General features: G+C 73.1%; 21 protein-coding genes. 11 read left to right on the plus strand and 10 right to left on the minus strand.

Features of this window, described 5'->3' with window-relative positions:
• Positions 1-97: 97 nt before the first annotated feature.
• From ACGF3J_RS23950 to ACGF3J_RS23960, 3 genes are all read left to right on the plus strand, one after another.
• Entirely contained in the window at positions 98-661 is a 564-nt protein-coding gene (locus ACGF3J_RS23950) for a TetR/AcrR family transcriptional regulator (protein ID WP_393854710.1), read from the plus strand.
• Between the two features lie 114 nt (positions 662-775).
• Positions 776-1576 carry a hypothetical protein gene (locus ACGF3J_RS23955; protein ID WP_393854711.1) on the plus strand — a complete coding sequence of 267 codons (801 nt, stop codon included), beginning with the start codon at positions 776-778 and terminating at the stop codon, positions 1574-1576.
• Positions 1577-1672: 96 nt separating this feature from the next.
• Positions 1673-2440, plus strand: coding sequence for a sigma-70 family RNA polymerase sigma factor (locus tag ACGF3J_RS23960; RefSeq protein WP_393854712.1), 768 nt, complete (start codon positions 1673-1675; stop codon positions 2438-2440).
• Positions 2441-2623: 183 nt separating this feature from the next.
• Here the strand turns inward: ACGF3J_RS23960 and ACGF3J_RS23965 are convergent, their stop codons facing one another.
• The gene (locus ACGF3J_RS23965; protein WP_346346302.1) at positions 2624-3727 is read right to left on the minus strand and encodes an ABC transporter substrate-binding protein; all 1104 of its coding nucleotides are present in this window, start codon (positions 3725-3727) and stop codon (positions 2624-2626) included.
• A gap of 415 nt (positions 3728-4142) precedes the next feature.
• Here ACGF3J_RS23965 and ACGF3J_RS23970 point away from each other — a divergent pair, with 415 nt between their 5' ends.
• Positions 4143-5519, plus strand: coding sequence for an N-acetylmuramoyl-L-alanine amidase (locus tag ACGF3J_RS23970; protein ID WP_393854713.1), 1377 nt, complete (start codon positions 4143-4145; stop codon positions 5517-5519).
• Positions 5513-6805, plus strand: a complete 1293-nt coding sequence (locus ACGF3J_RS23975; RefSeq protein WP_393854714.1) for a hypothetical protein — start codon at positions 5513-5515, stop codon at positions 6803-6805. The genes ACGF3J_RS23970 and ACGF3J_RS23975 overlap by 7 nt, the downstream gene beginning before the upstream one ends.
• On the opposite strand, the gene ACGF3J_RS23980 is transcribed toward ACGF3J_RS23975, so the two are convergent.
• The 5 genes from ACGF3J_RS23980 to ACGF3J_RS24000 form a co-directional block, all read right to left on the minus strand.
• Positions 6742-7800: an ArsR/SmtB family transcription factor gene (locus ACGF3J_RS23980; protein WP_393854715.1), complete on the minus strand. Its 1059-nt coding sequence runs from the start codon at positions 7798-7800 to the stop codon at positions 6742-6744. The two genes, ACGF3J_RS23975 and ACGF3J_RS23980, sit on opposite strands and share 64 nt — an antisense overlap.
• 31 nt (positions 7801-7831) lie before the next feature.
• Complete coding sequence (locus ACGF3J_RS23985) at positions 7832-8344, minus strand: hypothetical protein (RefSeq protein WP_386931038.1); 513 nt, start codon at positions 8342-8344, stop codon at positions 7832-7834.
• Positions 8345-8461: 117 nt separating this feature from the next.
• Positions 8462-9319, minus strand: a complete 858-nt coding sequence (locus ACGF3J_RS23990; protein ID WP_393854716.1) for a biotin-dependent carboxyltransferase family protein — start codon at positions 9317-9319, stop codon at positions 8462-8464.
• A complete protein-coding gene (locus ACGF3J_RS23995; protein WP_393854717.1) occupies positions 9316-9978 on the minus strand; it encodes an allophanate hydrolase subunit 1 in 663 nt (220 codons plus the stop codon). Before ACGF3J_RS23995 ends, ACGF3J_RS23990 begins: the two co-directional genes overlap by 4 nt.
• A complete protein-coding gene (locus ACGF3J_RS24000; RefSeq protein ID WP_393854863.1) occupies positions 9975-10727 on the minus strand; it encodes a LamB/YcsF family protein in 753 nt (250 codons plus the stop codon). Before ACGF3J_RS24000 ends, ACGF3J_RS23995 begins: the two co-directional genes overlap by 4 nt.
• A gap of 221 nt (positions 10728-10948) precedes the next feature.
• Here ACGF3J_RS24000 and ACGF3J_RS24005 point away from each other — a divergent pair, with 221 nt between their 5' ends.
• From ACGF3J_RS24005 to ACGF3J_RS24020, 4 genes are read left to right on the plus strand one after another with little or no spacing between them, the layout of a single operon-like run.
• Positions 10949-11668, plus strand: coding sequence for a DUF969 domain-containing protein (locus tag ACGF3J_RS24005; RefSeq protein ID WP_161331281.1), 720 nt, complete (start codon positions 10949-10951; stop codon positions 11666-11668).
• Complete coding sequence (locus ACGF3J_RS24010) at positions 11665-12639, plus strand: DUF979 domain-containing protein (protein WP_393854718.1); 975 nt, start codon at positions 11665-11667, stop codon at positions 12637-12639. The genes ACGF3J_RS24005 and ACGF3J_RS24010 overlap by 4 nt, the downstream gene beginning before the upstream one ends.
• A gap of 34 nt (positions 12640-12673) precedes the next feature.
• On the plus strand, positions 12674-13324 hold the full coding sequence (pcp, locus tag ACGF3J_RS24015) for a pyroglutamyl-peptidase I (protein WP_393854719.1): 651 nt from the start codon (positions 12674-12676) through the stop codon (positions 13322-13324).
• Positions 13324-14337, plus strand: a complete 1014-nt coding sequence (locus ACGF3J_RS24020; RefSeq protein ID WP_393854720.1) for a DUF2891 domain-containing protein — start codon at positions 13324-13326, stop codon at positions 14335-14337. The genes pcp and ACGF3J_RS24020 overlap by 1 nt, the downstream gene beginning before the upstream one ends.
• Before the next feature lie 7 nt (positions 14338-14344).
• On the opposite strand, the gene ACGF3J_RS24025 is transcribed toward ACGF3J_RS24020, so the two are convergent.
• From ACGF3J_RS24025 to malX, 3 genes are all read right to left on the minus strand, one after another.
• A complete protein-coding gene (locus tag ACGF3J_RS24025) occupies positions 14345-15130 on the minus strand; it encodes an alpha/beta fold hydrolase (protein WP_393854721.1) in 786 nt (261 codons plus the stop codon).
• Between the two features lie 148 nt (positions 15131-15278).
• Positions 15279-16451: a MalY/PatB family protein gene (locus ACGF3J_RS24030; RefSeq protein ID WP_393854722.1), complete on the minus strand. Its 1173-nt coding sequence runs from the start codon at positions 16449-16451 to the stop codon at positions 15279-15281.
• A gap of 2 nt (positions 16452-16453) precedes the next feature.
• Entirely contained in the window at positions 16454-18091 is a 1638-nt protein-coding gene (malX, locus tag ACGF3J_RS24035; RefSeq protein WP_161328866.1) for a maltose/glucose-specific PTS transporter subunit IIBC, read from the minus strand.
• 311 nt (positions 18092-18402) lie between these two features.
• On the opposite strand from malX, the gene ACGF3J_RS24040 reads away from it, so the two are divergent.
• The gene (locus ACGF3J_RS24040) at positions 18403-18591 is read left to right on the plus strand and encodes a hypothetical protein (RefSeq protein ID WP_393854723.1); all 189 of its coding nucleotides are present in this window, start codon (positions 18403-18405) and stop codon (positions 18589-18591) included.
• A gap of 88 nt (positions 18592-18679) precedes the next feature.
• Here the strand turns inward: ACGF3J_RS24040 and ACGF3J_RS24045 are convergent, their stop codons facing one another.
• Positions 18680-19018 carry an STAS domain-containing protein gene (locus ACGF3J_RS24045; RefSeq protein ID WP_393854724.1) on the minus strand — a complete coding sequence of 113 codons (339 nt, stop codon included), beginning with the start codon at positions 19016-19018 and terminating at the stop codon, positions 18680-18682.
• Positions 19019-19414: 396 nt separating this feature from the next.
• On the opposite strand from ACGF3J_RS24045, the gene ACGF3J_RS24050 reads away from it, so the two are divergent.
• Positions 19415-19771: an ATP-binding protein gene (locus tag ACGF3J_RS24050; protein ID WP_161326303.1), complete on the plus strand. Its 357-nt coding sequence runs from the start codon at positions 19415-19417 to the stop codon at positions 19769-19771.
• Positions 19772-19835: the final 64 nt, after the last annotated feature.

Raw genomic sequence — 19835 nt, forward strand, 5'->3', positions numbered from 1 at the left:
CCGGACAGGCATCGTCGAAGCTAAGTGGCGGGGCCCGCCACTTAGCTTCCCGGTACGATACGGAGGGGCCCGCCATTTAGCAATGCGAGAGGACGCCATGCCTGATCACCAGCGCGCGGACGCGCGGCGCAACTACGCGCGGATCCTGGCCGTCGCCGAGCAGGAGGTCGCAGCACACGGCGCCGACGCGTCCCTGGAACGCATCGCCCGTATCGCCGGTGTCGGCTCGGCGACGGTGCGCCGGCACTTCCCCGGCCGCCGCGCGCTGCTGGAGGCGGTGTTCGCCGAGCGGATCGAGGCCCTGCGGGTGTGTGCCGTCGAGGCGGCCGAGGCGGAGGACGCCCGCACCGCGCTGCTGGACTGGCTGCGGGCCCTCACCGAATACGCCGCCTCCGCGCGGGGCATGGCCGACGCGCTGGCGCAGGACAGGCTCGTCGAGCCGGAGCATGTGAACGCCTGCGCGGCGAAACTCGGTGGAGCGGTCGAGCCCCTGCTGCGGCGCGCCGCGGCGGAGGGCGTGGTGGCGCCGGGCGTGACCCCCACCGACCTGCTCACGCTGGTCACCGGCATCGCCCTGGCCACGGAGCACCACGCCGCCCCGGCTGCCGAGGCGCGCCGCCTGCTCGGACTGACCGTGGAGGGGCTCAGCCCCACGAGGTGACCGGGGTGCGGAGCCGTCCTGAGTGTGGCCCACGCCACTTGATGTGGCGGGAACCCGCCGGTGTACGTCTCCGACTACTGCACCGTGACGGTTGGCGCACGAACGCTTCCCCGTGTGACGTGGCTCCGTGCGCCCGCGGGCGGCATGCGGTGCGCGCGTTTCGTACGGGCTGTGCTGTTCGCCGCCGTCTGCGTGCTGCTCGCCGCCCTCGGACACAGCCTGATGTCCGGTGCCGCCGTGCCCTGGTGGGCGGCGGGAGCGGGACTGGGTGGCACGGCGGGCGCGGCCTGGTGCGTGGCCGGTCGTGAGCGGGGACTGCCCGCCGTCGTCGCGCTCTCGGTCGCCGCGCAGACGGTGCTGCACCGCGCGTTCGCGGCGATACCGACGCCGTCCGCCCCGGCGCCGTCCTCTGTGCCCGGCGGCGGGGGCATGGCGCAGCCGCACATGGACGCCGGCCACATGAACATGGGCGTCGGCCATGGGTACTTGGGCGCCGACCACGGACACTTGGGTGTCGACCACGGACACTTGGGTGTCGACCAGGGACACTTGGGTGTCGACCATGGGTATTTGCATGCCGCTCATGTGCATCTGGGTTCCGGCCCCATGGAGATGACCGGCGCGGGTCACGACATGAGTGGCTCGTCGTCGTTGGGCATGTGGGCCGCCCACACGCTCGCCGCGCTGCTGTGCGGACTCTGGCTGGCCCACGGAGAGCGCGCCGCGTTCGACCTGCTCCGGGCCGTCGCCGGATGGCTGGCCGCGCCGTTGCGGCTGCCGCGCGGCACCTCCACCGCCGGGCCGATTCACCCCCTGGTCCGGCGTGCGCGCGGCGCGGGCCGGACGCCGAACCGCTTGCTCCTCGCCGACCCGATCACTTCCCGTGGACCTCCGCCCGGCCTCGCTCTCGTGTGAGACGGCCGGTCGTGCGGCAGCCGGTCCTGAGACAGCCGCTCGTACGACCGGCTCACCCGTTCCGCAGCCGCCCGGACGAACCGCGAAGGACCTCGAGTGATCACCCCTGCCCTGCCACGCCTGTCCTTACCGCCACAAGAACCCGCCCGGCGCGACGCGTTCGGGTCAACGGCCTCGTCCGACGAGGCGGTGACCGCATGGGCGCTCGCCGCCCGGGGAGGGGATCCCGTGGCCGTCGACCGATTCGTTCGCGCCCTTCACCAGGACGTCGTGCGTTACGTGGCGTGGCTCTGCTCCGACCCTCAACTCGCCGACGACCTGGCCCAGGACACCTTCGTGCGGGCGCTCGGAAGCCTGCACCGTTTCGAGGGCCGGTCCTCGGCGCGGGTGTGGCTGCTGTCCATCGCCCGCCGTGCGGTGATCGACAGCCACCGGTACGCCGCCGCGAGACCACGCCTGAGCGACACGGAGGACTGGAAGGGCGTGGCCGAACGCGCCCAGAAGCGGGACCTGCCCGGCTTCGACGACGGGATAGCACTGGCCGATCTCCTCCAGACCCTGCCCGCGGACCGCCGCAGGGCGTTCGTCCTCACCCAACTCGCGGGCCTGCCCTACGCGGACGTGGCCGAGATGAGCGGCTGCCCCGTCGGGACGGTCCGCTCGCGGGTGTCCCGCGCCCGCGCGACGCTGACCGGCTTGCTGGCCGACGCCGAAGCGGAAGCCGACGTCGAAACCGCGCCAGAGGCCGGGCCCGGGAACGAATCTCCGAACCCGGCGGGTACCGATTCCCCCATCCGCCCGCCCACTGGTGCGACGGCACAAAGATGCAAGGGCGGTGACCGCGGCCTGCAGGGAAGACAGTGACCCCGGAGACAACAACCGGGCCCTGTCGGTCCCGGGAGCGGCCGGTGCGGGGGGAACGGCCGGTGCGGCGACGTGTGCTTCGGCTCGCGGCTGGGAGGAGCGCTGGTGGAGGCGTTCGGGCGGCCGCCGGTCTTCCTGATCGACATGCCCGTCACGCGTGGGGCCGGTCGGCTCCGTGCGGATTCAGCCGGTGTGCAGGACGCGGAAGCGGTCGGGGCGCGCCGGATCCCGGTCCACGACCTGGACCGGCGGCCAGGCCCACTGCAGGACGCCGATACCGGGCGTGCGGGTGAACCGGATCCGCCCCCGGGTGCCTTCGACGTCGACCCGGGACCAGGACCAGGCGGTGCCCGCCGGCTCCGCTCCGTCCCTGCGCAGCACGTCGGCGAGGACGGCGACCGTGTCGTAGCCCTCGAAGGCGACGAAGGAGGGCGCTTCGCCCAGCTGTACGCGAAGAGCCGCCCCGACCCGTGCGCCCAGCGGGCCGAGCCGCTCGGGCAGGTAGCGCAGGAACGGGATCCCGGAACCGTCGGCGCCCAGCGCCCCGGCCCATTCGGCGAACTCCGGTTGCCCGGCCGGGGCACCGATCGTCAGCCCGGCCAGTCGCGGGTCGCGGCGCACGGCCCTGACGACGGGGACCACCGGATCCGGGTGGCCGAGCAGGAGGAGGAGAGCCGTCGCGCCGTGGTCGGCGAGCGCGTCGCACAGGGCCGCGGGGGAGAGCGCGCTCATGTCGAACTCGGTGACGGCGCCGCCGCGCGGAGCCAGGTGCTCCCGCAGGAGGCGAGTCCCGGACGCCCAGTACACGCTCGGCTGGGTCGCCACGGCGACCCGGCGATGGCCCGCGCCGAGCAGGAAGTCCCCGTAGACGCGCCACCCGTGGGACTGCGCCGGTGCGAGCCGGGCCACCCGGTCCGTGGGCCCTTCGGTGAGCGTGTCCAGCACCGCCGACGAGCAGAGGTACGGCACGCCGAGTGCGTCGGCCCTGGAAGCCGCGGCACGGGCGACGACGCTGTGGTACTCACCGGCCAGGGCGGCCACGCCCAGGCCGGCCAGTTCCTCCACGGCCGCCGCGGCCTTCGACGGATCGGCCGCGGTGTCGCGGACCACCAGCTCCAGCGGTCCGCCGGTCACCCCGCCGCTGTCGTTGACCTCGTCCACGGCCAGTTCGAGGCCGGCGAGCAGATGGCGGCCCGCCTCGACCCAGCCCGGCCGGGTCAGTGGAACGAGAGCGCCGATCCGGACGGACGGCCCGCCGGCCCGCGCTGCTTCGAAGGGGGTGTTCACGCGACGACGCCTCCTCGGTTGATCGTTCCGGCCATTGCATCCGTCGCCACGGCCGACGGGCAAACGAATTTGGAGTTCCGAGGACCGCCTCGTGGACGTGAACTCCCCGAGGTCGCCGGGGACATCACCCTCAGCAGGCACCGGATGACGCCCGGCGGAGCCGCGTACCGCCAGGAAGCGGCCGCGCGGTCTTTCGCTCAGACTGCAATGACTTGCTCACGACAAGTGGGGCGATCCATCATGCGGCTACCGGTGTGCGCGAACGCCCGTTCCTCGCGGGCCCGTTCGCGAGACCGGCCGGCCGCGGACCCCCGGTGCCCGCGCGGCCACCGCCGGGCCGCCCCCAGGAGACCCCCGGCCGCACCCGAACCGCCCCCACACCTCGTGGGCACCGGAGAGAGCGGAGCACCCCCACATGTCCTCCTCACTCCCCGCCGGACGTGCGAGAACCGCACTGTGCGCCGCGGTCGTCGCGGCCGCGCTGGCCCTCACCGGCCAGCCCTCCCCGGCCGCCGCCGCACCCGCGCCCAACGCACCGGACGGCTCCGTCAACCGGGCATTCGACCGCGCGGCCGTCGCCCACGACGTCCCCCGGGACCTGCTGGTCGCCGTCGGCTACGGCGAGACCCGCCTGGACGGCCACGAAGGACTGCCCAGCCAGGACAACGGCTACGGCATGATGCACCTGGTCAGCAACCCGCAACGGCACACCCTGGAACAGGCCGCGCGACTCACCGGCGAGAGCGTCGCCGACCTGAAACGCGACACCGACGCCAACATCCACGGCGCCGCCGCCGTGCTGCGCGCCCTGGCCGACGAGGCCGGTCTCGACGCCTCGGACCGCGACCGCCTCGGCGCCTGGTACCCGGTCGCCGCCCGCTACGGGGCCTCCGGCAGCGACGCCGCCGCGCGCCTCTACGCCGACGCCGTCTACGACGTCCTCGGCGAGGGTGTCCGGACCCGTGCGGACGGCGGCGAGCAGGTCACCGTGGCCCCGCTTGAGGTCCGGCCCCAGCGCGGGGAGTACGCCGGGACCGGCCCCGGCGCCGGGGCGAGCGCATCCGCCGACTACCCGCCGGCCCTGTGGAACCCGGCGTACTCCGGCAACTACGCCGCGGGCCGCAACTCGGCGATCACCACCGTGGTCGTCCATGTCACGCAGGGCTCCTACGCGGGCTCCATCAGCTGGTTCCAGAACCCGTCGGCGCAGGTCAGCGCCCACTACGTGGTGCGGTCCTCCGACGGCCAGATCACCCAGAGCGTCCGCGAGGGTGACACCGCCTGGCACGCGCGCTCGGCCAACCCCTACTCCGTGGGAGTGGAACACGAGGGGTACGTCAGCGACCCCGCCTGGTTCACGGACGCCATGTACCGCTCGTCGGCGGCGCTGACCCGTCACCTCACCGACAGGTACGGCATCCCCCGGGACCGCGCGCACATCGTGGGACACAGCGAGGTGCCCGGCAACGACCACACCGACCCCGGCCCGCACTGGGACTGGGCCTACTACATGAGCCTGGTCCGCGGCGACGACGGCGGCACGGGCACCCCGTTCCCCACGTGGGGCACGGACGTGAGCGTCCGTCAGCAGCCCTCCACGGACTCCGCCCGGGTGGCGAGTCTGCCCGGACCGACCTCCGTCCGCGTGGCCTGCCAGGTCCACGGCGGGCTCGTCGAGTACGACGGCTACAGCAACGATGCCTGGTCGTACCTGCCGGACTACGGCGGATACGTGTCCAACATCTTCATCGACGTCGCCGACGCCTGGCTCCCAGGAGTGCCCACATGCTGACCCCTCCCACCCCGCGCCCGGGTCCCGTCCCGCGCCGCGGACCGCGTCCCACGCGTGCCCTGACCGGCACCGTGTGCCTGCTCGCCCTCGCCGGCACGGCACTGGCCGCGGCTCCCGCACCGGCCGCCGACACCGCCGCCGCGCCCGCCTCGGAGTCCTGGCACCCCGACCTGTCCCCGGCCGGCGGCGACGACGTCAACGTCCGGTACGGGGAGGGCGCGCTGCGGGTGCGGGACGGCTCCGTCAGCCCCGCCTCCCTGGACCGGGACCGCGGCTACGCCTCCGCCGTCCTGGAGACCCACCACGTCCAACGGCCGGTGAACCGGGTCACCGTGGACCTCGACGTGACCGTGCCCGTTGCGGCGGACGTCGAGGTCGACGTGCGCGGACGGGCAGCCGACGGAACCTGGACCGAGTGGCGGCGAGCGGCGGCCGGCAGCCCGGCGCGACTGCCGCGTGACGTCGTCGACGTCCAGGCCCGGCTCACCCTGTGGAACGCCAAGGGCGAGGCCACGGCCGCCGTCCGCGCCCTGACCCTGACGGCCGACGACACGGGCAGCGTCTCCGCCGGGTCCACGCCGACGGCCGCCGCCTTCTCCGCCCGCGTCTACGCCACCCGCGAGGGCCTGGTCGGTCACACCACGGCCAACGGCCACGTCATCAAGGCGAACGACCACTTCGTGGCGCTCCCCTCCCGGAGGGCCCTGTCGCCCAAGGGCAGCGCACAGTACTCGGTGCAGGTGTGCGGTCCCGCCCGCTGCGAGACCGCGCCGGTGTGGGACGTCGGCCCGTGGAACACGCACGACGACCACTGGAACCCCTCCACGCAGCGCGAGCAGTGGAAGGACCTGCCGCGCGGCCTGCCCGAGGCGCAGGCGGCGTACGAGAACGGCTACAACGGCGGTCGCGACGAGTTCGGCCGCCAGGTCGCCAACCCGGCCGGCATCGACCTGGCCGACGGCACCTTCTACAACGTGGGCCTCAACGACAACGGCTGGGTGACCGTCACGTACCTGTGGACCGACGCCGGCGGAGACATCACGTCGTTCCCGACCTGGGGCACCGACGTGAGCATCCGTCAGCAGGCGAGTACCGGGTCCACCCGGGTGGCGAGCCTGGCCGGACCGACGACCGTCCGGGTCCGCTGCCAGGTCCACGGCGAGCTGGTGAACTACGACGGCTACAGCAACGACGCCTGGTCCTACCTGCCCGACTACGGCGGCTACGTCTCCAACATCTTCATCGACGTCGCCGACTCCTGGCTCCCCGGCGTGCCCACCTGCTGAACGGCTCCGTCCAGCAGCGCCGACCCCAGCGCGGTACGCCGGTGCAGTACCCGGTTGCCCTCGCGGCGGGTCGCCACCAGCCCCGCCTCACGCAGTACGGCGGCGTGGCGGCTCGCCGTGGACGGTGCCAGGCACAGCGCCGCGGCGAGCGAGGTCGTGGTCATCGGCGTCTCCAGCGACTCCAGCATCCGGGCTCGCGACGGCCCGGTCAGCCGGTCGACGGACGGCCTCGCCGCACCGGCGCGCAGGCGCGGCAGCCAGCCCGGCGCCGGGCGCAGCGGGTGCACCAGCACCGGCGGCAGCGACTCGTCCACCAGGGCCAGCGGCGTCCGTACGCAGAAGAAGGCGGGGACCAGCGTCAGCGGGCGTCCGCCCAGCCTGAGCGACCGGGGTTCGGGGTAGGGGGCGGCGAGCAGGGTGCCGTCCTGCCGCCAGCCCGGCAGGTCCGTGTAACTCGCGAGCAGGGCCTCGGCGCCACCGCTCAGCGCCGCCTCGGCACGCCGGGCGCGGTCCTCCCCGGCCCGGGCACGGATCACGGGCAGGTACGGCGCCACGGCAACGGCGTGGTAGCGGCGCAGCGTGCCGCCCAGCCAGCGCAGTGCGGTCGCGTCCCCGGAGGCCACCCACCGCACACTGCGCGGCACCGGGCCGCGCAGGTTCGCGCAGAGCCGGGTGAGTTCGGCGACGAGTCTGCTCCGGGGCGTCGAGCGCACCCGGTCCACGCCCTCCGCCAGGTCCAGGTCACCGCGACCGGGCGTCAGGAAGTCCGGGAAGTACCCGGTGGGCGGGCACAGCCGCATCAACGCCCTTACGTCGTCGGCGAGTCCACCACGGTGAAGGGCGCCGCGCACCTCGCGCCGCCAGGGGTCGTAGGCCAGGGGCTCCTGGTCGTTCTGCAGCAGGTGGAGGCTCAGCACCGTCTCCCACAACGGGTCGGCGCCCCGGGCCACGCCCATCCGGGTCAACGCGCCCTCGTCGAAGTCCACGTGCAGCACTGTGCCTCCCCCCGCCGGCCGCGGTCACGGCTCAGCAGCCGCCACAGTTGTAGTAGGTGACGTCCCAGTGGTTGCCCTCGTCGGCGTAGACGTTGCCCGACCCGGACCGCCACTGCGGAGCGCCGTCGCCGCGCACGCCGATGTAGGTGAACGTGTTCTTGATGTAGTTGCCGACACAGGTGGTCTTGCCGAAGTCGAGCTTGTAGCCGTTCCAGTGCGAGTAGGTGCCGGAGGCGTGCCCGGTCTCGGTACCGCCGGTGATGTTCAGCGCGCACCCGGTGGCCCGCTTGAGGGTCTGCGCGCCCTGCGCGGTGGCGAGGTTGAGCTGGTCGAACGACGTACAGGTGCCGTTGTTCCGGTTGGAGCAGTTGCCGGAGGACGACCAGGTGATGCCGACGTCGCGGAACATCGACGTGGCGGTGGCGTGACTGATCTTCGTGGCCGCGAAGGCGTCGCCGGCGCCGGCGACGACGACCGCGCCCGGTGCGGCGACCAGGGCGAGCGCCGTGACGACCGCCCGGACGCGCGTGGTTGGAGACCTCATGATGGAACCTCCATGCAGAACGTCATGCTTCCTGTGGGGTGGTTGAGCATGCGGTGCAGCACGATGGTGCCCGAGGTCTACGCGCGTACGCCATAGGGCGTCGGCGGCGGGAAGCCGTCAGCCGGGCGTGAAACGCACCCGGGTTCCGGCCGCGGCCTGCGCCGCCGCCGCGAGGGCGGGTTCCGCGACGACCGCGACGACCGGGTAACCCCCGGTCGTCGGATGGTCGTGCAGGAAGATCACGGGGCGCCCGTCCGGCGGGACCTGAACGGCGCCCAGAACCATGCCCTCGCTGGGCAGTTCGCCCGTCGCCGCGCGTTCCAGCGGCGGCCCCTCCGTGCGCAGGCCGATGCGGTTGCTGTGCGGCGAGACGCGGTAGACGGCCGTCACGAGGGTGCGCAGGGCGGCCGGGGAGAACCAGTCGGCGCGGGGGCCCAGGCGTACCGGCAGGACCAGTTCGGCGGGCGGACCGGGCCAGGGTGCGGTCACGGGCGGCGGCACCGTCCGTGCGGGCGCGCCCACCGGGAGGACGTCGCCGTCGCGCAGGGGGAGTGGCCCCAGCCCCGACAGCAGGTCGGTCGAGCGGCTGCCGAGGACGGCATCGACGGCGATGCCCCCGGCGACGGCCACGTACGACCTGACCCCGGTGGTGGCCGCCCCCACGTCCAGGACCGCGCCCACCGGCACCCGCACCGGGGCGCCCCAGGCGGCGGGCCGCCCGTCGACGGTCACGGGGCAGGGCGCGCCGCCGACGACCACGGTGACGCCGCGATCGGGCCGCAGGGCACACCCGGTCAGCGTGGTTTCCAGGACGGCGGCGTCCGGATCGTTGCCCAGCAGCCGGTTGGCGAGGCGCATCGCGGGCGAGTCCAGGGCTCCGGAACGTGGCACGCCGAGGTGGGCGTGGCCGGGCCGGCCCGCGTCCTGCACGGTGGTGAGCGCCCCGGCGCGCACGGTCGTGAACTTGGCCGTCATGCGGCGGCCTCCGCGGAGGCGCCGTCCACTGTGACGAATCGCACCCGGGTCCCCGGCGTGAGGAGCGCCGCACGCTCACGCGCCGGGTCCCACAGCGGCCGCGGGTCCGGCATGGTGCCGATCAGCTGCCAGCCGCCCGGCGTGGAGCGCGGGTACACCGCGCTGTAGGGGCCGGCCAGCGCGACCGCGCCGGCCGGCACGCGGGTCCTCGGTGTGGCCCTGCGGGGGACGTGGAGGTGAGAGGGCAGGCCGGTGAGATAGCCGAAGCCGGGCGCGAACCCGCAGAACGCGACCCGGTAGGTCCGGGAGCCGTGCCGGGCGGCGACCTCGTCGGGAGCGACTCCCCACAGCGCCGCCACGTCGGCCAGGTCCGGGCCGTCGTAGCGCACGGGAACCTCCACCACGTCCCCGTCGTCGTCCGGGACCGGCGGTACCTCCCACCCGGTGACCTCGCGGGCCAGCGCCTCCGGGTCCGGCACCCCGTCGAGCAGCACGGTCCGCGCCCCCGGGACCACCTCGGTCACCGGCGGCAGGGTCCCGGCGGCGCGCCGGGACAGCACCTCGGCGTGGAAGGCCGCGGTGTGTTCCGCGTCGGGCAGTTCGACGAGGAGCGCTTGGCGGCCGGCGGGGCGGGCCGAGCGGGCCCGGGCGCCCGTCATGCGAACGCCCCGATGCCGACCCCGGCCGCTTCCAGCGCCTCGCGCACCCGCGCCGCGATCCGGGCCGCGCCCGGGGTGTCGCCGTGCACGCACAGCGAACGGGCGGCGACCGCGACGGTCGTGCCGTCCACCGACTCGACCCGGCCCCGCTCCGCGAACCCCAGCGCACGGCCGACCACCGCGTCCGCGTCGGTCACCACGGAGTCCGCCTCGCCGCGGGGGACGAGGGTGCCCCGCGCGGTGTAGGCCCGGTCCGCGAAGGCCTCCGGGACACCGGTGAGACCCGCCTCCCCGGCGGCGTCGAGCAGCCGCGAGCCCGGCAGACCCAGCACGGGCAGCGCGCCGCCCGCCAGCCGGACCCCCGCCACGACGGCCCGGGCCTGCTCGGCGTCATGGACGGTGCGGTTGTAGAGCGCGCCGTGCGGTTTCACGTAGGCCACCTCGGACCCGGCGGCCTCGGCGAACACCCTGAGCGCGCCGATCTGGTAGGCGACCTCGGCCGCCAGCTCGCCCGCCGGTACGTCCATGGCGCGCCGTCCGAAGCCCGCCAGGTCGCGGTAGGACACCTGCGCCCCGATCCGGACCCCGCGCTCGGCGGCGAGGGCGCAGACGCGCCGCATCACGGAGGGGTCGCCCGCGTGGAAGCCGCAGGCGACGTTGGCGCTGGTGACGACGGAGAGCAGGGCGTCGTCGTCGGTGAGGGTCCAGCGGCCGAAGCCCTCGCCGAGGTCTGCGTTGAGGTCGATCACATGCCGAAAGTAGACGATCGTTGAACGATCCGACAAGACGCCGATGGTGGCCGTCCGGGCGGACGGAGAAAATCCACCTCTTGTTAGATCGTTGAACGATCGCTAGTGTCCGTGCATCTGCCACGTATCTGGAGCTATGGTCCGGGGACCGCTGAAGCCACGGCTCCGAAAGCTCCGGATCCGTGCTGCCCCGCCCCCTCATGCCTGAAGAAGGCCACCGAATGATCGTTCTCCTCGGTGTGGTCGTGGTGATCCTCGGATTCGTCACGCGCCGCAACCCCGTCCTCGTAGTGGGTGTCGCCGGAATCGTCACCGGACTGCTCGGCAAAATGGACCCCCTGGAGGTCCTCGCGGCCTTCGGCCGGTCCTTCGCCGACAGCCGCTCGGTCACCGTCTACGCCATCGTGCTTCCGGTGATCGGCCTGCTGGAGCGCTACGGCCTGCGCGAACAGGCCCGCAATCTCATCGGGCGCCTGGGCAGGCTCAGCGCCGGCCGGTTCCTCACCGTCTACCTGCTGGTCCGGCAGGTCACGGCGGCGTTCGGACTCAACAGCATCGGCGGCCCGGCCCAGACCGTGCGGCCGCTGGTCGCGCCCATGGCCGAGGCGGCCGCCGAACGCTCCACGGGGGCCAGACTGCCCGAGCGGTGGCGCGAGAAGGTGCGCTCCTACTCGGCGTCGGCCGACACCGTGGGTGTGTTCTTCGGCGAGGACTGCTTCATCGCGATCGGCTCGATCCTCCTGATCACCGGCTTCGTGAACTCGACGTACCACCAGGACATCGAACCCACCCAGCTGGCCCTGTGGGCGATCCCGCTGGCCGTCTGCGCCTTCGTCATCCACGGTGCCCGGCTGCTGCTCATGGACCGGCAGCTGGAGCGCGAGATGGCGGTCGCCGCCGCCGAACACGACCTGCCGCTTCCCGAGGGGGCCGACAAGTGATCAAGGTCGAATGGCTCTACTGGCTGATAGGCCTCGTCTTCGTCGTCATGGCCGTGCAGATGGCCGCCGACCGCAGCAACCCCAAGCGGTGGACGTCCGCCGCCTTCTGGGGACTGCTCGGCCTCACCTTCCCCTACGGCACCGGCGTCGCCAACGCCACCGCGAAGAACGGCGACTGGACCCTGCCCGCCGAACCGCTCGGCGTGGCGGTCCTCGCCCTGATCGTGCTCGCCGGCTTCAACTTCCTCGGCAAGGGCGTCCCGGTCACCACCACCGGTGAGCAGCGCGAGGCCTCCGCCGCCCGGCTCGGCAACAAGATCTTCATCCCGGCGCTGACCATCCCGCTCGTCGCCATCGTCTGCGCCTCGGTGCTGGACGAGTCCGGCCTGTTCGAGACCGGCAAGGCGACCCTCCTGGGACTCGGCGTCGGCTGCGTCGTCGCGCTCGTCGTCGGCATGCTGGTCACCGGCGAGAGGAAGCTGTCCGTCCCGGTCCACTCCGGCCGCTCCATGCTCGAGGCGATGGGCTCGGCCCTGCTGCTGCCCCAGCTGCTGGCCGTGCTGGGCTCGATCTTCGCCGTCGCCGGGGTCGGCGACCAGGTCGGCGACATCATGAACAAGGTCCTCCCGGACGACTCCAAGTACCTCGCCGTGATCGCATACTGCGTGGGCATGTTCCTGTTCACCGTCATCATGGGCAACGCGTTCGCCGCGTTCCCCGTCATGACGGCGGCGATCGGCTGGCCCGTACTGATCCAGCAGATGCACGGCAACGAACCGGCCGTCCTCGCCATCGGCATGCTGGCCGGGTTCGCCGGCACCCTGTGCACGCCGATGGCCGCGAACTTCAACATCGTCCCGGCCACACTGCTCGAACTGAAGGACCAGTACGGCCCGATCAAGGCACAGCTGCCGACGGGCGTCGCCCTGCTCGGCTGCTGCACCGTCATCATGGCGCTCTTCGCCTTCTGACCCGGCCATCCGACCCGCACGGCAAGGAACGCCCATGACCCGCGTCCTCATCACCGGTTTCGCCCCCTTCGGCGGCGAACGCGTGAACCCGTCCTGGCAGGCGGCGGCCCTGGTGGCCGCCGAACCACCCGCCGGGCTCACCGTCACCGCCGCCGAACTGCCCTGCGTCTTCGGCGAGTCCCTCGACGCCCTGCGCGACGCCGTCCGGGCGGCCCGCCCCGACCTGGTCCTCTGCCTGGGCCAGGCGGGCGGCCGCCCCGGCGTCACCGTCGAACGCGTCGGCATCAACGTCGACGACGCACGCATCTCCGACAACGCCGGCGCACAGCCCATCGACGAACCGGTGGTCCCGGACGGCCCCGCCGCCTACTTCTCCACCCTTCCGGTCAAGGCGTGCGTCGCCGCGATGCGCGAGGCGGGCGTCCCGGCGGCCGTCTCCAACACGGCCGGCACCTTCGTCTGCAACCACGTGGCCTACGGCCTCGGCCACCTCATAGCCACCGAGTTCCCGCACGTCAGGGGCGGGTTCGCGCACGTGCCCTGGGCACCGGAACAGGTCGCCGACGGCACCGCCCCGTCCCTGCCGCCCGCCACCGTCGCCCACGGCCTGCGCGCCCTGCTGGCCACCGCCGCCCGCACCCCGGCCGGGCACGACCTGAAAGTCACCGAAGGAGCCACCCGCTGATGCCGCTCGGCGCCCACGCGGCCCCGTTCGCCAGGATCGCCCTGGCCAACATCACCCGCGCATACCCCAACTTCCCGGCCCACCTGATCACTTCCGCGCGGGAGAACCCCGCGCACACCTCCCTGCACCCCGCCTTCTACGGGGCCTACGACTGGCACTCCTCGGTGCACATGCACTGGCTGCTCGTCCGACTGCTCCGCCGCCACGGCGGCACCCCCGAACTGCCGGACACCGCACCGGCCCTCGAGGCGCTGGACCGCCACCTCACCCCGGAACACCTCGCCACCGAGGCCGCCTACCTCCGCGACCATCCCTCCTTCGAGCGGCCCTACGGCTGGGCGTGGCTGCTCGCCCTGGCCGCCGAGTGCCGCGCCCACGGCGGACCGGCGGGCACCCGCTGGGCCGAGGCACTGGCCCCCGCCGTCAACGCGGTCGACGAACTGCTGGGCGGCTGGCTGCCCAAGGCCACCTATCCCGTACGCCACGGCAACCACCCCAACAGCGCGTTCGCGCTGAGCCTCGCCCTCGACTCGCGGGAACTGTCCGCCGGGACCGACCGGGCCGTCCGGGAACGTCTGCTCACCTGGTTCACCGACGACCACGACGCACCCGCGCACTGGGAACCGTCCGGACAGGACTTCCTCTCCCCGGTGCTGACCGAGGCCGACGCGATGCGCCGGGTGCTCCCGCCGGACCGGTTCGCGGCATGGCTGGACCGCTTCCTGCCCGCGCTCACCTCCGGCGCGCCCTGCCCGCTGCTCGAGGTGCCGGTGGTCTCCGACCACGCCGACCCGCAGATCGGCCACCTGCTCGGCCTGACGCTCAGCCGCGCGGCCGCGCTGCGCGCCCTCGCGGACGCCCTGCCCGACGGCGCCGTCCGCGCCCGCCTGGACGCGGCGGCTCAGGCACACCTCGCGGCGGGAATGCCGGCGGTGGAGCGCGGCGACTTCACCACCGACCACTGGCTGGCCACGTTCGCCGCCCTGGCCCTGGACCCGGTCGCCCGGCCCTGACGCCGGGTCACCCGCTCCGGCGGCGGATCGGCATCATCGTCTCGACCGCCGCCTCCTGACCGAGGTGGTCCAGGACCAGCCCGTTGACCAGGGCCGGCCGCTCCAGCGGCACCAGGTGGGAGGCACCGGGCAGCACGGCCAGCCGCGCGTCGGGAAGCGCGCGGTACAGGGCGGTGGTGTGCTCCAGCGTCATCATGTCGTCGTCACCGGTCACGACCAGGGTGGGCGCGGTGACCCGGCCCAGCTCGCGCTCGGTGAGGGCCGGCTGGGTGCGCCACATGTCGATCACCTTCAGCGCCACCACCGGCCAGTGGTCCGCACCGTCCGGCGACACGGCCTCGTACATCTCGCGGAAGAACGCCATGTCCGGGCTGTCGGGCGTCATCGCGTCGAGCATGTCCGGCTCGACGAAGCACTCTCCGGCGGGCCGGAAGTTGGCCCCGATCAGCACGACCCGGCGCACCAGTTCCGGCCGGGCGAGGGCGACGAGCAGCGCGACGACGGCCCCGTCGCTCCAGCCGACCAGGTGCGCGGGCGCGTCCACCACCGTCTCCAGGAAGGCGACCGTGTCGTCGGCCATGTCCTGGTACGTCAGCGGCCCGTCGACGTCGGGGGTGTGCCCGTGGGCGCGCCGCTCGGGCAGCAGGACACGGTACGCGGCGGCGAGATCGGCGCGCTGCGCTCCCCAGGTGTCATTGGTGCAGAACCCGCCGTGCAGCAGGACCAGCGGATCGCCGGTCCCCTCGCTCTCGTACCAGGTCCTGACACCAGGCAGGTCCGCGTAGTCACCCATCGTCCAGGCCCTCTCCGGCAGGCTGCCAGTTCCGGCCAGTGTCCGCCGGGACGTGGGCGGCCGCAACGCGGGCTCGGCGGCGGCGCCCCGTCCGCCGTCACGGGCACCTGGGCGGGCGTGCTCGCCCCGCACCGGGCGGAGGACCGTGTCATCGGCAATCGGGTGCGATCCGCCGCACCGCCCGCACCAGCGCCTCGACGCCCGCCTCCGCCTTGGACCGGGGGCACCCGACGTTGAGCCGCACCAGCCCCGGGGCGCCGTAGGCGGCCCCCGGCATGACGGCCACCTTCTCCGCCTCCACCAACTCGCGCTGGAGCGCGTCGTCGTCGATCCGGAGCGGGCGCAGATCGATCCAGGCCAGGTACCCGGCCTGCGGGGGCTCCCAGCCGAGCGCCGGGAACGCCGCGCGCAGCCGGTCCGCGACCATCGTGAGATTGCCCGCGAGGTACCCGCGCAGGGCGTCCAGCCAGGGTGCCCCGCTCCGGTACGCGGCGATGTGCCCGACCAGTGACAGCACCGCGGGGGAGGAGAGGCCGTCGGCGTCCTTGAGCTGCCGCAGATACGCCTCGCGGGAGGGCGCGTCGCCGATGATGCCGTAACTCCCGGTCAGCGCAGGGATGTTGAACGACTTGGACGCCGAACTGAGCACGGCCCAGCGGCCCTCGCCGCCGTGCCCGGCCCACGGGCGGTGCACATGGGGGGCGTACGCCAGGTCGGAGTGGATCTCGTCGCTGACGACCGCGACGCCGTACCGTTCGCACATCCGGGCCATCCGGTCCAGCTCCGCCTCTGACCACACCCGGCCCGTGGGGTTGTGCGGCGAGCACAGCAGCAGCACGGCCGTGTCGGGGAGTGCGAGGAGCCGTTCGAACTCCGCCCAGTCGTCCAGGGGGCACTCCCGCAGCCGGCGCCCGTTGGCCGCCACCGTCTTGGGGAAGGCGTCGTACATCGGGATGTGCGCGACCACGCCGTCACCGGGCCGCGACCACAGGCGCAGCAACTGCGAGACCTGGTAGACGACGGAAGGGGCGTACACGACGGACTCCGGGTCCACCTTGGTCTCGTGCCGCGTGGCATACCAGTGCACGATCGCGGAGAGGAAGTCGCTCTGGCGCCAGCGCGAGTAACCGAGCACTCCGTGGTCCAGACGGCCGCGGAGCGCGGCCAGGATCTCGGGGGCCGTCTCGAAGTCCATGTCGGAGATCGTGAACGGCAGCAGGTCGGGCACGCCGAACCGGTCCTGGACGTAGTCCCACTGCGTGCACCAGGTGCCGCGCCGGTCCACCGGCGTGTCGAAGTCGTAGGGCGGTGCCGAGGCCATGGTCAGCCCACCGGGATCATCGTGGCGATGGCGTCCTTCACCGACTGCACCTGCGGGCCGATGATGACCTGCACGCTGTGGGCGTCGAGCTTGACGACCCCCACGGCACCCAGCTTCTTCAGCCGTGCCTCGTCGACCCGTTCGGCGTCCTCGACCGTCATGCGCAGGCGGGTGATGCAGTTGTCCAGGGACCGGATGTTGCCGGCGCCGCCGATCGCGTCGAGGATGGCGACGGCGTCGTACTTCCCCGCGACCAGCTCACGCGGGGGCGCCGCCTTCTCGGCGGAGCCGGCGGGCGCCGCACCGTCGCCCTCGTCCCGCTGCTCCGCGTCCTCCTCGGCGCCCTCGGCCGGGTCGTCCTCGCGGCCGGGAGTCTTGAGGTCGAAGCGCCTGATGGCCCAGCGGAAGAGGAAGTAGTACACGGCGAACCACACCGCCGCGATGACCGGTATCAGGTACCACTTGGTCGTGGAGCCCTGGAGTACGCCGAAGACCAGCCAGTCGATGACGTTGCCGTCGGTGTTCCCGATGTAGACGCCGAGCACGGCCGCCGTGAGGAATCCGAGACCGACGAGGACCGCGTGGATCGCGTACAGCCACGGGGCGACGAAGAGGAACAGGAACTCCAGCGGCTCGGTGATGCCGCCGACGACGCAGGCGACGACGCCGGACACGAGGAGGGCCTTGATCTCCGGGCGCATCCGCCGCTTCGCGCAGTGGTACATCGCCAGCGCGGCGCCCGGCAGACCGCCCAGGTAGGCCGCCATCTTGCCCTGGGAGAGGAAGTGCGTCGCGTCCGTGACGGCGGAGCCCGGCGCGGCCGAGCAGTCCAGCTGGGCGTAGAACATGTTCAGGGCGCCGGAGACATGGTCGCCGCACACGGCTCCGGAACCGCCGACGTCGGTGAAGCGGAACATGGCCACGAGGATGTGGTGCAGCCCGATCGGCCGCAGGAGGACCTCTCCCATGCCGAAGAAGAACGGCCCGAAGACCCCGGTGTGCCCGATGCCCCGGCCCACGGCCGTGATCCAGCCGTTGAAGGTCGGCCAGACCAGCGGGATGAGGAGACCCAGCACGCTCAGGACCAGGGCGGAGACGATCGGGACGAAGCGCAGCCCGCCGAAGAAGGCGAGCGCGTCCGGCATCCGCTGGGTACGGAAGCGCCGGTGGAGCAGGCTGACAACGATGCCAACGGCCACGGCGCCGAGCAGTCCCGTGTCGATGGACTGCACGCCCAGCACGTCGGCTATGCCGTAGTGCTCGATCGCCTTCTCGTCCTCGAAGTCGACGCCCTTCGCGGTGAGGTAGAAGTTCACCGCGAGGTTCATGGCGGCGAAGCCGACGAAACCGGAGAAGGCCGCCACCCCCTTGTCCTCACGCGCGAGGCCGAGGGGGATCGCCATCGCGAAGAGCACCGGGAGGAACGTGAAGGCGACCAGACCGGTGTTGGCCATCCAGGTGAAGACGAGGTGCCAGCCCTCACCCTTCAGGAAGGCAACGTTGTCAGTAACCGCCTCGCTGGACAAGGAGGAACCGATGCCGAGCATGATGCCGCAGAACGCGAGCAGGGCCACCGGGAGCATGAACGTCTTGCCGAGCCCTTGGAGGAATTCCCAGAGCGCGGCCTTGGTCTTCTGCATGTGTACGGAACTTTCGAGCCTGAGGGGGGACGGACCCGTCCGTCCGCCGCACGGATCACATCACAGCAGGTTGGGGGCTGTCCATGGACCGGCGCCCCGCGGACCGGGCAGCCGGAGGTCTCCACGCGCCCCCGGCGATCCGGCCGTGGCGATGGCGTCTCGTCACGTCCGGTGTCCGCGTGCCCGCGGTCGGTCCGCCGCGCGCACCGGACGTTTACCCGCCGGTCTGCGGGACATCGGAGGTGTGGCCGCGCGTGCGGTCGCGGTCGTGGCCCGCAGTCGGCCGGCCGCCGGTGAGTGAAGGTGTGTGTATGCGTGAACGGCTGAGTGAGCGGCGAGTGGCGTCGGCGCCGCAGTGGGAGAACCTCTTCCTCGCCCCGGCCTACCGGGGCGAGGCGGCGGAGAGGGTCGAGGTGGACTGGCAGGAGCGGACGGCCGCCGTGTCGGTGGGCGGGCGGCGCCGGCGGGGTGCGCGCCGCGCCTCCCGTCCGGCCGCCTGACCCGGCGTCCCGGACGGGACCGGGAGGGCCGGGCGGCCGGACGGCGACGGCGCGGCAAGCCTCAGGGAGTGGCGGGGCGTGGCCGGCTTCAGGCCGCGCCCGCCGACGGGAGCCCGGAGAGAAGGGGGCTCCACGGGCCCGCCGGGTACATCCGTGCGGCCAGTCGCAGCAGGTGCAGTGGCTGGGGCTGCGGGCCGGTCACCGTCAGGCTGCCGCCGCTCCGGCGGGCGGTACGGTGCTGGTCCTCCAGCAGGTGCAGCCCCGCGGAATCCATGAAGACGACCTCGCGCAGGTCCCAGGTCACCGAGCTGACCGAGGCCGGCAGCGAGTCCGCGGCGGCGTACAGGCCGGGCCGGGTGTCCTGGTCGATCGCTCCGCTTGGAGAGATCACGGCACGGTCGCCGTCGATCGTGATGGGGATGATCATGCTCGCCCCCCTTCATGGGGGTCGTGTGAGTCCACCACCTACGACAGCCCGGCCGGACGGTCGCGGCCGTGCGGTGGCAGATCCGGTTTCCCGTGGTGAGGGCAACGCCCGGATCCGATGGCCCCTCAGGTCCAGAGGGAAGGTCGGACTCTTGTCCCACCATCCTCTCACGAGCCGTCAAGTGCCCGCCTCCAGGCGTATGTGGAGCGTGATACGCCGGGGACCGGCGTTGAACTGGTTCGATGGGGAAGGAGGTTGGGACAAACCGGGCTGGGATGGCTGTCCCGGCGTTCTACCGGGAGGTAAGTGATGGACGGGTACGGCGGGGATTTGACGCGGACACCCCCCGAGGGGGTGGCGCCGCTCGGTCCTCGGGCTCCGGGTAGGCCGCCGCAGATGACGGCGGGCGAGGCGCGGGACACCGTCCGGCGACTGCTCGACGACCATTACGGGTCGCGGGGCGAGCCGTCCGGCACCGAGGTGGCGGACGCGCTGCTGGTGACCAGCGAGTTGGTGACCAACGCGAACCGGCACGGCGGCGGTCTCACGGCGTTCAGCGCGCATGTCGTGCATGGTGAGCTGATGCTCCAGATCACCGACCGCAGCCCGCTCTCGCCCCATGTGCTGGAGACGGAGCGCGGCACGCCGGGCGGCTTCGGCTGGGCGCTGGCGAGCCGTCTGTGCCGCACCCTCTACGTCCGGCCGCTGCCGCACGGCGGCGGCAAGACGATAGTGGCCTGCCTGCCGCTGTGACGTCGGCGCACCGCCCGCTGCCTCGAACGGACCGAGACGGACACCGCCGACCGCGCCCCGAACG

It is taken from the genome of Streptomyces sp. NPDC048171, from assembly GCF_043202655.1.
Lineage (GTDB): Bacteria > Actinomycetota > Actinomycetes > Streptomycetales > Streptomycetaceae > Streptomyces.

Coding starts and splice junctions, on each gene's coding strand:
- malX (WP_161328866.1), bottom strand. CDS start 18,091: ATGCAGAAGACCAAGGCCGCGCTCTGGGAATTCCTCCAAGGGCTCGGC.
- ACGF3J_RS23990 (WP_393854716.1), bottom strand. CDS start 9,319: ATGACGGCCAAGTTCACGACCGTGCGCGCCGGGGCGCTCACCACCGTG.
- ACGF3J_RS24005 (WP_161331281.1), top strand. CDS start 10,949: ATGATCGTTCTCCTCGGTGTGGTCGTGGTGATCCTCGGATTCGTCACG.
- ACGF3J_RS23970 (WP_393854713.1), top strand. CDS start 4,143: ATGTCCTCCTCACTCCCCGCCGGACGTGCGAGAACCGCACTGTGCGCC.
- ACGF3J_RS24030 (WP_393854722.1), bottom strand. CDS start 16,451: ATGGCCTCGGCACCGCCCTACGACTTCGACACGCCGGTGGACCGGCGC.
- ACGF3J_RS24040 (WP_393854723.1), top strand. CDS start 18,403: ATGCGTGAACGGCTGAGTGAGCGGCGAGTGGCGTCGGCGCCGCAGTGG.
- ACGF3J_RS24050 (WP_161326303.1), top strand. CDS start 19,415: ATGACGGCGGGCGAGGCGCGGGACACCGTCCGGCGACTGCTCGACGAC.
- ACGF3J_RS23985 (WP_386931038.1), bottom strand. CDS start 8,344: ATGAGGTCTCCAACCACGCGCGTCCGGGCGGTCGTCACGGCGCTCGCC.
- ACGF3J_RS24020 (WP_393854720.1), top strand. CDS start 13,324: ATGCCGCTCGGCGCCCACGCGGCCCCGTTCGCCAGGATCGCCCTGGCC.
- ACGF3J_RS24045 (WP_393854724.1), bottom strand. CDS start 19,018: ATGATCATCCCCATCACGATCGACGGCGACCGTGCCGTGATCTCTCCA.
- ACGF3J_RS24025 (WP_393854721.1), bottom strand. CDS start 15,130: ATGGGTGACTACGCGGACCTGCCTGGTGTCAGGACCTGGTACGAGAGC.
- ACGF3J_RS23995 (WP_393854717.1), bottom strand. CDS start 9,978: ATGACGGGCGCCCGGGCCCGCTCGGCCCGCCCCGCCGGCCGCCAAGCG.
- ACGF3J_RS23950 (WP_393854710.1), top strand. CDS start 98: ATGCCTGATCACCAGCGCGCGGACGCGCGGCGCAACTACGCGCGGATC.
- pcp (WP_393854719.1), top strand. CDS start 12,674: ATGACCCGCGTCCTCATCACCGGTTTCGCCCCCTTCGGCGGCGAACGC.
- ACGF3J_RS23975 (WP_393854714.1), top strand. CDS start 5,513: ATGCTGACCCCTCCCACCCCGCGCCCGGGTCCCGTCCCGCGCCGCGGA.